Here is an 11,607-nt window from a genome sequence, read left to right on the forward strand (position 1 = left end):
CCAGAAGGGAGGCAAACGGGCGAAGCGCAAGCCGCAGGCCCGGATTGAGTGACATTCTCCGCATAGTCTGCCCTCCCTTATGATGACGTGTCCCTGACCTTATTTGTTGTCCTGTGCAGCAGGAGGCCGAGGCGGCTCAAGCCAGAGCGGCGCAGCACAGGCCTGTCGCCCGCCCTGATCGAAAGCATGAGCACGGCAGGCTGATAGGACAGCCGGAATGTCGTTATTCCGGACCAGTTCAATCAGGGCCGTCTCCGCGCCCGGGCCATGCTCCTGTAGCGCCGCGAACAGCGCACCCTTGTCGTAAAGACCGTTCGTCCTGCCGTTTTTCCAGCCCGTGCCGTATCCGACACAGGCCGCCGTGATGGCAAGCACTCCGGCAATGCCGCCCGCCATGAGCAGCGTCTTGAGCTTGACCGTGCGTTCCTGAACCTTCACCTGCGAAGCAGTCAGCTTCAGGAGTTGGGGAGCCAGTTCTTGAACGATTCCGGCTTTCTGGCCTTCAAGTTCCAGCCGTCCAGCTTCGACCGCATCGCTTCGCGCGCGATCGAGGTCCGCGCTGATGTCGCGATACTTGTTGAACGTCGCCTTGTAGAGCGCGGCCTGAGCACCCAGCGTCTCGGACATCGCGTGCAGGGCAACACCCAACGGATCATCCGTCAGGTGCGCCTTGGCAATCGCCAACTGTAGATCCTGTCTCGCGCTGGCGATCGCGCCTTCAAAATCGTCTGCCGGTTCGTCCTGGCTTACGGAAGCCATGACGTGATCCCAGCAAACCGGCGGTCCATCGCTTCGAGCCATGTCCGGACCTTCGAGCGGTCGAACATCCCGAGGGGAGGCGTGGTCAGGCCGTCGCGTGCGGCGCTGAACAAGCTCCGGCGGCTTTCGACGGCTGCCGCCGCATTGAGCCGGGGCATCCACAGCGGAACCGCGCCGTCCGTGACTTCATCCACGACCACGGCGCTTGTCAGCAGACGACCGAACGACTGGTCGCGGGTATGACCGATTTCCTTGGAGGCCTCGTTGAACACGATTGCCCGCGCGTCCGGTGAAAAACCACGCTCACGCAGCGTCGCGATCGGGGCCAGATCATCGACCTGCGATCCGACCAGCGAGATCAGGACGGGGACCGCACCGGCCTCGGCAATCGCTGACGCGAAACCCGGCATTTCGGCTGCCGTCTCGCGCAGTGTGGTATCGCCGCCGCCAAGATCGAGAACCGCTGTCGTCTGGTTCTCGACAGCGTATTCGATGAACCGCTGCATCCACTGCGCAACGCCTGCGGGATCGTCCGTGTTCGGTCGCGCCACGTCCTGAAAATACGACGAGAACGACGCATTGGTCGGGTCCAGGTCCGCCATAAGGATCGGCCGGTTGCCCAGCAGCGCACGTTCGGCCGCCCAACGTAGGAATGTGGTCTTGCCGGTCTTGCCGCGTCCGTTGACGAAGACGATTTTCGTCTTGCCGCTCAGGTCCATACCCTCGGCAATCATCGGCTCGGCTTCTTCGACCTTACGCGGCGTGAAGGGTTTCACGTCAAAGACGGGTTCCTGCGCGAGCGTCTGGTTCAGATCGAACTTCGCAGGCTGGACCGGCTTCTTGGCAGCAGGCGCAGGGTTTTTGTTGCCTGATTTCGTGTCGCTCATTATGATTCCTCAGTCTTTACAGGACGATTAGTTAGCATTGCTAAAGCATCGGCTCTTGAGCGTTTCGGCCGCTCAGGAGCCGTTTGCGTTTTTACCGCCTTTGGTTCGGCTGTCGGGGGTAAAGGGGTTCGCAGCGAGATCGGCTTGAACTCCGGTTCGCCTTCCATCCTTTCCGGGGCCTGTTCCAACCACGCTGGCGAGGGGTCCGCTGATGGGCTGATGGACGAGGCAGCAGGAGCCGGTTTCACGCCTCCCGGGACAACTGGCGTTCTCGCGGGAACCGCTCGAACTGTCGTCGCCTCTGACCTGTCCTTTCGCGCCTTGTACGCTTTCGCGCGCAAGATCGACCCCTTCATGGGCACCGCGGTTTTATACGTGATGCGCGCACGAGCCATCGCCCGGCCGACATCATCCCAAGACCAGCCCGCACTCACCATCGCACTAAGCTCCGGCTCATGAGCGCGTATCCACGGCATCACTTGATCCTGTGGGGTCCAGTCCTGGCTGAACCGATCCGCAGCCTCCTGCAATTCCTCTTCAGTGCGAGGACGTTTGCTCGGAACTCCACGGATGGTCTGTCTGTTGGCGTTTTTCATGGCTTGAGAAAAATTGCATTTTTCTTCCCGTCCGTCACCTTATTTTTTTATTCCGTAGCCTCTAGCGTGCCCTCTTTTGTAGCCTCTGCCGTATCCTCTTTTGTGTCCTGAGACGTGGCCTCTTTCGTGTCCTCTATCGTATCCTTCCGTGAGAGGTAGGAAGGTGAAGGGTGAGTGGCTTTTTTTCTACAGACCAAGTCATGCTAGACGCATGGGGTGAAAAGGTGCGAAAAGAGGGCACTGATTCCGGCGCATCGCCTTCCGATTCATTGCTCACGTTTTCGTGATAATGCCGGGAATAAGGAGCCCGAACCCTCATGGCGAAAGACACCGACGGGGCCTATCTCGCCCATGTTTCCGATACGCTGGAAGAGCACGGCAAGCAGCTCTCGGCCATTCAGACCGTCCTCGGGATGATGCTCGACACGCTTCAGGCGCAGACCGAAATGTTGACCGAAGTGCTGGCAGCCGCCAGAGACGAGCCGGGTGATTCTCCGGTTGCGCAGGCCCTCACCAACCTGACAGCCGCCGTGAGCGAGAACACCCAGGCCGTCAACACGATGGCCGAAAGCATGAACGATATGGCGTCTCAGCTTGTCGCTTCCGGTCACGAGGCGCCTGACACCCCGGCACCCTGATGCTGACCTATCGGACAGGCGCGGCCGGGGCCACGTCCGCCGCCAAGGCCATGAGTGAGCACCTGCTTCAGCAGACCCTTCCGCCCGAGATGGCCGTGATGGCGGAGTACTACGCGCAGGGTGTAAGACCCCCGACCCCGGCCGAGGCCGCTGCCACCCGCTATGCTGGCACCACGAGCGGGATGGATGACCTGGCCGACACGCTGGCAATGGAAATCGACCGCCTGCGAGAAGCCACGTCCGATTCGGACGACGTGCTGGCAGTCCGCGCAGCCGGAACCTTCGTGGCGGCCAATCTGATCGACCGGGCCAAAGCCGAGGAATTGTTGCAGCAACGCGCCGTGCCCTTCACTGCCGACGCACTTGATAGCGAGATCCGCAATGCCAGCGCCGCACGCGACTACAGCAGTGCGACAGCCGTCCCACGCCGGGACATGAATCCCGAACTGGCCGCGCGACTTGGGGTCGACCCCACGAAGGGCCTGACACCCGCCGAGGTCGCTCACCTTCTGAACGGGCAGCGAGCAGACGGACAGGATATTCCGGGGAAGACGAAAAGATCGGCCACGGAAGCAATCGGCAAAATCTTCGAGATGGATGAAAGCCGATTGCCCACGAGAACCGAACTGGAAGCCGTTCTGGCGGGCAAGACGGTTTCTGGCGGCGAGATACCTACCAAGAAAGCCGAACGGGCTGTACGGCGTTTTACGGCCGTCCTTGGTGCCGATGCGGCCAGCCTGACCAATGACCAACGCGAAAACATCCTGTCCGGGCGTATGGCCGACGGGCAGGAGTTGAGTGTGTCCGAATATCACGAGCGCATGGACACCAGTCGCGCCCGGATCGGGTATGTGGATTTCACCTTTTCCGCCCCCAAATCGGTTTCCGTTGCATGGGCATTCGCCCCGACGGAAGCCGAGCGCGGAATCATCCTTCAGGCACATCACGACGCGATCGCCTCGACCATGCAGGAAGTGGAAAAGGTGATTGGACGAGCGCGGAAAGGCGACGCCGGAAAAGATGGCTGGGACCCCGCATCCATCGGCTGGGTGTCCTTCGATCATTATACGGCACGGCCGACCGTTGAGATCATCCGGACAGATGACCAGGGCGAGGTCTTTACCGAGCTGCATACGCTCCGTCAGGGAGGGGGCCGGGTGCCAGGAGATATGCAGCTCCACACGCATACTGCCATTCTGAACGCGGCACTGACCGACGAGGGCCGCATGGGCGGTCTGTGGCTCGATCAGCTTAACGGCAAGGTCAAGGAGTGGGGAGCGGTCTATCAGGCCCACCTAGCGACGAACCTGCGCAAGCAGGGGGTCGATATGGTGCTGGACGAGCGCACGGAAATGGGCAGGGTTGCGGCCATTCCCGAGAGTGTCTGTGAACAGTTCAGCCGCCGCACGCTTTCAGGAACGGCCGCCGCGCGCGCCTATGCGGCAGGGCAGGGTCTTGATTGGGATACCCTCGATGCCAAGCGCAAAATCGGTCTTATCAAGCAGGGGGTGCAAGATCCACGCGGCGCGAAGTCGGACGATCTTACCGACATGGCCTCATGGCAGCACACAGCCGCAGAGATCGGATACAAGCACCGGAGTGTTCTCCGGCCCGATGAAATCGCACCCGAACGCGAACGGGCCGAGCGCCTGGAACACGCCTATGAAGCCGCGCAGCATGTCTTTGACAAGCAGCTTCAGCAGCGCGCATCTCTTGATGGTTCTGATGCCCGGATCGCCGCCGCCAAAGGATTGATCGCAGCGGGGATCGACACAGCGGCCGACATCAACGCCGTGACCGCAGCCATGCGCAACCGCGGCGTCCGCCAGCATGGACGGCAAACCTCCCTGATCTGGGGAGAAGTCAAAGACCCGGAAGGCAGAGAGCGGGTCGGAATCACGACCGCCCTTCACGAAAGCGAAGAGCACGACCTGATCCGCATGACGCGCGCGGCCGCGAAGGATCGCAGAGGCGCACTCACGGACAAGCAGATTGACCAAGCCGTGAAGGCCCATCCCGAACTCAGTTTCGAGAACGCGCACGGGCAGGCCCAACGCGCGATGATGGAAGATCTAGGGAAGGGCGGTCAGGTCGTTGTCGGAATCGGCGTTGCTGGTTCAGGAAAAACCACACTCCTGAAGCCGCTCGTAACCGCGTGGAAGCAGCAGGGTCGGGACGTTCACGGCATTGCCTTGGCCTGGCGACAGTCCGACGATCTGTCTGCTACGGGTATGGAAGTCGCCAAGACCCGCGCTCTGGAATCCTTCCTGCGCCGGATCGATAGCGGCAAGCTCAAACTCACCAAGAAATCCGTCGTCGTCGTTGACGAACTCAGCCTCTTGGGCACACGCCAGCTCAATGACATCCTCAGGAAGCGAGAGGACATCGGCTTCAAGTTGGTGATGATCGGTGACCCGAAACAGATGCAGTCCGTTGAGGCCGGCGCGGTTATCGAATTACTGCAACGAGGGCTGGGCAAGGAAAACATACCCCTCTTGGGGACATCCACGCGCCAGATTCAGCAGGAAGAGCGCGAAACCACCCTCATGTTTCGCAACGGGCAAACCGAGGAAGCCGTCAAGCGGAAGGCGGAAAATGGAACCCTGCATGTCGCACCGGGAGGCTACGAGGAAGCCATCAAGGCCGTGGTCGATCTCTGGGAGCAACGCCGCACGGAGAATGCCGAGCGCGACAAATACACCCTTTCGATCTCCACCCCGACGAATGCTGACGCCCACAACATTAGCCGCGCGATCCGCGATCGCCGGCGTGAGCTTGGGGAAATCGGCGCGGATCTGATTACCATCAAGGCACAGGCTACCGGAGAAAATACCTCTTATGACCTGCCTCTGGCACGCGGCGACAAGGTTCGCCTGTTCCAGCGGACGAATGCCCGCTTCCTCGACACCAATTCGGGCGGAAATCTCGGCCGCAACGGCACTGTGGTTGAAGTCCGCGACATACGCGAAGAGGGGCTGGTTCTGCGAGGGGCCAATGGCCGGAATGGGCTGGTGAAATGGGACTCCCTCAAGGATAAGGAAACCGGTCGGTTTCTGCTATCCTATGGGGACGCGATGACCACCAATACCAGCCAGGGAGTCACCGTCACCGAGCATATTTTTGCTATTCCGGCCGGGTCACGAAATGTCACGGCGTTCGGTGCTTACACTTCGTCCAGCCGACACCGGGAGCAGACCTTTATCGTCACATCGGATGGCGCTGAACGGAGCGAGATTGCCGGCAGACGGCCTCTCGGGGATCAGCGCACAATTACCGCAACCGATGTCCAGAAAAATATCATCCGGAACTTCGAGCGGCAGCCGGAAAAAGAGACAGCACACGCCCTTTTGGAACGAGCAGAGAATATCCGGCGTGGCACCGTACGCGCCATGCAGCAGACAAAACAGGGTCTGGAAGTGCGGGAAGGAGAGGGCAAACAACGTGCTACCTTGGCAGGCCGTTTCTCAACCCGCCGCCACGAACACCAGGCATCCGAGGGCCTTAAAAACACGGCTGAAGCCATGAAGAACCGAAAGGGTATGATGGATCGGTTGCGTGAAATGACGGAAGCCTTGAAAGCGAAGGTCAGAACCATTCTCGCGCGCAAAACCGATGCCAAGGCACAGGAAAAGCAAAAAAAGCGGCGTAGTGCGCGCCTATAAGGTAGGGTCATGTCTGCAAATTATGAGCGTCCCAAGCCGATTGACACGATCCATTACCGGAAAGACTGTATCTTCCGCATTCATTGTGGCTGCGGTCATTTCATTATTGAACCTCTCGGACAGTTTGCTGCTGCCCGTGGCATTCCAATAACTACTCGGATTTATAAGGTCATCGACCGCCTCAAATGTACAAAATGTGGCGGACGCCCAACAGCAGAAGTGACACGCTACTGACAATCTGGACCAAACTGCCTCGCAGGCGTATTGCCGCATTACGCTAAATATTAAAGCCTAGCGCCCCTCGCCAATACTCTGAAATTGCATCGCGTAGTTCCTTCGAAAACGAAGTCACCGAGGCCGCCGGAAGCTCCCGTGACCAATGCTACAGGCTTTCTCATAATGACCAACGGTCACAAATCAAGTTGAAGCTGGCTTGCCTGCTAACATGACATCTCGTGCCGCCATTGCCTCACACGGGATGTCCAAGCGATAGTCTCGTCATCGTGGGCATGGCAGATAATCGCCCATATCTGCGGAAAATCGATCAGACCACTTACTGATTCAGGCTCTAAGACCCGCTGAACCAGTTGTATCCCTGATCCTCCCAGTATCCGCCCGGGTAAGTGTTGGTCACAAACAATGCCGTGACATATTTCGGGTTCTTGAAGCCAAGTTTGGTCGGGACACGAATCCGCATCGGAGCGCCATAAGCGCCTGACAGGGCTTCTCCTCCGTAATCCAGCGTCATGATCGTCTGACGATGCAGCGCCGTCGCCATGTCGAGGCTGGTATAGTATTTGTCGGCACATCTAAAACCGACATAGCGCGCCGTCAGATCGGCTCCGATCGCCCTGAGGAAGACATGAAGTGGCACGCCGCTCCATTGTCCGATGGCGCTCCAGCCTTCGACGCAGATCAGGCGCGTAATCTGACGCTCCTGCGGCAATCTGCGCAGTCTGCGCACCGACCATGGCGTTCTGTCTGAGACCAGTCCGGAAACGTCGAGACGCCACGTGTCTGGATCGATATCCGGCACGTCCTCGATGCCGTAATACGCATTGAACGGAAACGGCTTGGTGATGCGGCTGGCGTCGTAAGTCGGGGCCAGCCTGTTTGGATTGAATAGGAGCGCCTGCACGCGATCATTGAATTTCGACATGGAGTGGAGGAGGGCATCCACTCCGTTATCGGTGGACAGAGAGCCGAGGTCGCATCCTCCGAGCATGGCAAGTGCTCCTACCGACAGGCTTTGCCGAAGAAACAGCCTGCGTTGCAGACGCTCCACCTCGGGACGGCGTGCATCAAGCAGGTCGCGCGCCTGCCGAACTGCTCGCGCTTTAGGGAATTGCGAAGGATCGCTCATGACGATCTCCTTGCTTCTTGAGGACCACGCGGGCGGGACAGAAACGGGCGCGCGAGCGCGTTACATCGGTGGCTTGATGCCGTCCTCGCCGATGATGATCTGCTTGGCTTCGACCGTCGTGCCGGTAACGGGGCCGAAGACGGCCACTCTGGAGCTTTTTTTCAGCAGGCTGCGATCGGCCGGTTCGAGCGAGACGACCGGAATGTTGCCTGGAAGCGCGACCTTCTGCATGCCACCTTTGTACGAAACCTGGATCGTTCGCCCATGATCATCGTTCACTGCGCGGACCATGCCGTTGGTCATCGAACTTGCCGCACTGGACGGGGCGAGCGCTCCGTTGCTCACCGAACTGACGGCGCCATTGGTCATGGAGCCCGATTTGCCGAGATCCCACGGGTAGTTGCCTTCGCCCATCCCGCGCAGCGCGTCGGGGAAAATGGTGACTTCAAGCGCACGCAACGTTCCGTCTGTCGCGGGGACGGCAGCAGTTCCGATATAGCTGTCCGACCGGATGTCATCCAGACTGGCTTTCTTGACGCCTGCGAAATGCGTGTCAGGCGCGAGATGCACGGTCATGTGTCCCAGAGGCGTGCGGACCGCTGCTTCGTCGCCGTCAACGGAAATGACGGTGCCGCGTACACTGGGCGGCATTTGTGCAAACGCCGTGCCGGTCGAGATGAGAACGGTCGCGGCTGCGATCAGAGAGAAGCGTGTATGAAACATCGTTTTACTTTCCAGAGGTAAGCCTGTGTGAACAGGTCTGCTTGTATGTTCGATGGTGGCGGGACGTGGGTTACATCCGGCTGAAAATTTTTTGGATCATTGACGCCTGATGTATCGGCCGAGATTTCATGATCGTATCGGCCCCGGATCAGAGGAAATCGAATTGCTTTGATGGACGGGGCGATCTCGCCCAAAAAGAGGCGATCAGGAACACCAGCGCCGACGACGCCGTATAGAACGCAATGTCGGTAAGGCCGGAGCCGGCGTTCAGGCGCGCGCACACGGCGAAGAAAATGCCCGCCACAATCGATTGAGCACCGATGAGGATCGCCGGCCGTCGGTCCGGCCCATCTCCCTGTGACCTCTGGCCAATAATCAGATGAAGGAGGCCGACAGAAATGGTCCATCCCGCAAACACGTTGAGGAAAGACCCGATGTCGTCGACGTATAACTCGGCCAGCGTTGCCACCAGGCAGGAAAGGCCAAAATTGACGAACCGGAACAGACTGGCGGTGAGCCCGTCATTTTGTGAGGGATCAACGAGATTGGCTATGGCATCCCATATTGGATAAGCGATCAGAAGAGCGCCTTCGACAACCGGACCTGCTGTCCAGTGCGTCATAGCCGCCCATGTCCAGGCAACGGCTATTGCAGAGCGCAAAAGGTAATGATTGCGCGGTTGCGTATCCTCTGTCGGCAGCGTCTCCTGGAGCAGAAGTCCGGGCGGAATAACCTGACTTTTCATGGAGCGTCTTCCTTCTGGTAAAGAACGACTTCAGGCGGAAGGTGGTGAGGGCATGCAGTGCCGGATCATGTCATGATGCGGAGACGTGCCGTCGTCCTTGCGCCTCTCCCGCAATCTTCGTTGACGCTTGGGGTGAGGTTACAGGCGACGCGAAATTATCCGTTGGCTGCCCGACGGTCATGTCGGTTTTGTCGCTGACCGCTTCGCCAGCCGCGCGAAATCTCGGGTATCTGCTGACATTCGGGGCGGCTATTCTGCTTTCTTTCCATCGTCCGGGATAAGGCGCCGACCGAGGATCATGCCGAACAGCGTCGAGGGCACGATCAGCACGAGGGCGATATGAACGATGAGGAACGCAACGATGAGTGTCATAAACACGAAGTGAAACCGGCGCGCGACGTCGAATCCGCCGAACAGCTCCGTCAGCCACCAGAACTGCACGGGCTTCCAGATCGAGAATCCGGAGGCGACCGTGACGAGGGATACGAGCAGCACACCGATATAGAGCGCGCGCTGCACGGCGTTGTAGCGGCCAGCCTCATGGCGGAGATGGAAGCGCAGCGCCAGCACCATGTCATGGACGAACGCGCGCGGGCTGGGCAGGGACAGATCGCGCCTGAAATGTCCTGAAGTCAGCCCGTATATCGCATAGACGAGGCCAGCGCCGCCGAGCGTCCACATGGCCGCCAGATGCCAGGCGATGGCGCCGCCGAGCCATCCTCCGAGCGTAATCGCGCGTGGAAAGGTGAAGGGCAGGATGGGGGCGGCGTTATAGATCTGCCAGCCGCTGCCGATCATAACGAGCATCGACAGCGCCCCTATCCAGTGCGTGATCCTGATGATGGGGGAAGGGGTACGTCGACTTCGGCGCATCGTGCGGTCTTTCGAAGGTATGATGCTGCTCCCTTCGTTCCGTGTCCGCGAATGGTTACAGGCGTGTGCGAAATAAATTCCGTCGCAACCTGTAACCACCGTCCGCGTCGGACCGAAGAACGGGATGACATGTCCTCATGAGGAGTGGTTTCATGACGTCCCGACGACAGTTCTGTTTTGCCTCGACGGCGTTTGCCCTGAGTGGATGTGTCGCAAATGCGACGCCACGCTATGCCGTGACGCATACGGTCGCCGAATGGCACGAAAGGCTGACTCCGGCGCAATATCGTATCCTGCGCGATGCCGGAACCGAAGCACCCTGGTCCAGCCCGCTCTTGGCCGAACACCAACCGGGGCGTTTTGCCTGCGCGGGATGCGATACGACCGCGTTCGATTCTAGCACGAAATTCGAGAGCGGTACGGGTTGGCCTAGCTTCTATCGTGCTCTGCCGGGCGCGGTCGAAGAGCGGCTGGATACGTCGTTCGGCGTGGAGCGGACGGCGATCAGTTGCGCGGCCTGTGGCGGCCATCTGGGTCATGTCTTCGATGACGGGCCCGCGCCCACCGGCCTGCGCTACTGCATGAATGGAATTGCCCTGACCTTTCATCCGGCGGAAGGATCGTCATCATGATGCGACCGGCGAAGTGGGGCTTCTGGATGTTCGCCACCGCCGCGCTCTGCGTGGCCTGTCAGGCGGCGGAAGCGCCTTCTGCACGTCAACTGCCGCCACCTGCGACATCTGAAACGGATACCATGACGCATCATGCATCCGCCGTGTTCGCCGGGGGATGTTTCTGGGGCGTTCAGAGTATCTTCCAGCATGTGCGCGGCGTCACCGCGACACGGGCTGGCTATGACGGGGGCGCCAGAGCTGACGCAACCTATGAAACTGTGAGCACGGGCGGCACGGGCCATGCGGAATCCGTGGAGGTCGAATACGATCCGACGGTGGTGAGTTACGGCACGTTGATGCGCCTCTTCTTTTCGGTTGCGCTGGACCCGACGCAGGTGAACAGGCAGTTTCCGGATGTGGGAAGCCAGTATCGTTCGGTGCTGTTCGTCCGGAATCAGGAGCAGGCGGAAGCGGCGCGCACCTATATCCGTCAGCTTGACGAAACGCATGTCTTCGCGCGCCCGATCGCGACGCAGATCGTACCCGACCATGGATTTTTTCCCGCCGAGGAGGAACATCAGAATTTCGCCGAGCGAAATCCAGGAAATCCCTATATCCTGACGTATGACTGTTGATTTTCACTGAGAACTGACCCGGGTTTTTCATCAGGAATTGACCCAGCCAGATGCTATTTCAGGCATAGTCGGGCGGGCGGTCAAGAAGAGGATTTATCCTTCCTGTTTTTTG

At 59.6% G+C, this 11,607-nt stretch carries 10 protein-coding genes; 4 read left to right on the forward strand and 6 right to left on the reverse strand.

Going from position 1 to position 11,607, the window contains the following annotated elements; all coding sequences use genetic code 11:
- Positions 1 to 99: 99 nt before the first annotated feature.
- Both APA10_RS09035 and APA10_RS09040 read right to left on the reverse strand, forming a co-directional pair.
- Positions 100 to 759: a hypothetical protein gene (locus tag APA10_RS09035; protein ID WP_007284571.1), complete on the reverse strand. Its 660-nt coding sequence runs from the start codon at positions 757 to 759 to the stop codon at positions 100 to 102.
- Positions 747 to 1,646 carry a P-loop NTPase family protein gene (locus tag APA10_RS09040; RefSeq protein ID WP_035367553.1) on the reverse strand — a complete coding sequence of 300 codons (900 nt, stop codon included), beginning with the start codon at positions 1,644 to 1,646 and terminating at the stop codon, positions 747 to 749. The genes APA10_RS09035 and APA10_RS09040 overlap by 13 nt, the downstream gene beginning before the upstream one ends.
- Before the next feature lie 913 nt (positions 1,647 to 2,559).
- On the opposite strand from APA10_RS09040, the gene APA10_RS09050 reads away from it, so the two are divergent.
- A complete protein-coding gene (locus tag APA10_RS09050; RefSeq protein ID WP_035367557.1) occupies positions 2,560 to 2,880 on the forward strand; it encodes a hypothetical protein in 321 nt (106 codons plus the stop codon).
- Positions 2,881 to 2,930: 50 nt separating this feature from the next.
- Positions 2,931 to 6,542 (forward strand): MobF family relaxase, encoded by a 3,612-nt coding sequence (mobF, locus tag APA10_RS09055; protein ID WP_250697670.1) that lies wholly within the window; start codon positions 2,931 to 2,933, stop codon positions 6,540 to 6,542.
- Positions 6,543 to 7,110: 568 nt separating this feature from the next.
- On the opposite strand, the gene APA10_RS09060 is transcribed toward mobF, so the two are convergent.
- From APA10_RS09060 to APA10_RS09075, 4 genes are all read right to left on the reverse strand, one after another.
- Positions 7,111 to 7,905: a molybdopterin-dependent oxidoreductase gene (locus tag APA10_RS09060; protein WP_035367559.1), complete on the reverse strand. Its 795-nt coding sequence runs from the start codon at positions 7,903 to 7,905 to the stop codon at positions 7,111 to 7,113.
- 60 nt (positions 7,906 to 7,965) lie between these two features.
- Positions 7,966 to 8,628, reverse strand: a complete 663-nt coding sequence (locus APA10_RS09065) for a hypothetical protein (protein ID WP_035367561.1) — start codon at positions 8,626 to 8,628, stop codon at positions 7,966 to 7,968.
- Positions 8,629 to 8,776: 148 nt separating this feature from the next.
- Positions 8,777 to 9,373 (reverse strand): hypothetical protein, encoded by a 597-nt coding sequence (locus tag APA10_RS09070; RefSeq protein ID WP_050998018.1) that lies wholly within the window; start codon positions 9,371 to 9,373, stop codon positions 8,777 to 8,779.
- Between the two features lie 249 nt (positions 9,374 to 9,622).
- Positions 9,623 to 10,246, reverse strand: a complete 624-nt coding sequence (locus APA10_RS09075) for a cytochrome b/b6 domain-containing protein (RefSeq protein WP_035367562.1) — start codon at positions 10,244 to 10,246, stop codon at positions 9,623 to 9,625.
- Positions 10,247 to 10,398: 152 nt separating this feature from the next.
- On the opposite strand from APA10_RS09075, the gene msrB reads away from it, so the two are divergent.
- Positions 10,399 to 10,878: a peptide-methionine (R)-S-oxide reductase MsrB gene (msrB, locus tag APA10_RS09080; protein ID WP_035367565.1), complete on the forward strand. Its 480-nt coding sequence runs from the start codon at positions 10,399 to 10,401 to the stop codon at positions 10,876 to 10,878.
- Entirely contained in the window at positions 10,875 to 11,495 is a 621-nt protein-coding gene (gene msrA / locus APA10_RS09085; RefSeq protein ID WP_080587136.1) for a peptide-methionine (S)-S-oxide reductase MsrA, read from the forward strand. The genes msrB and msrA overlap by 4 nt, the downstream gene beginning before the upstream one ends.
- Positions 11,496 to 11,607: the final 112 nt, after the last annotated feature.

The sequence above is a fragment of the Acetobacter pasteurianus subsp. pasteurianus LMG 1262 = NBRC 106471 genome, from assembly GCF_000285275.1.
Lineage (GTDB): Bacteria > Pseudomonadota > Alphaproteobacteria > Acetobacterales > Acetobacteraceae > Acetobacter > Acetobacter pasteurianus.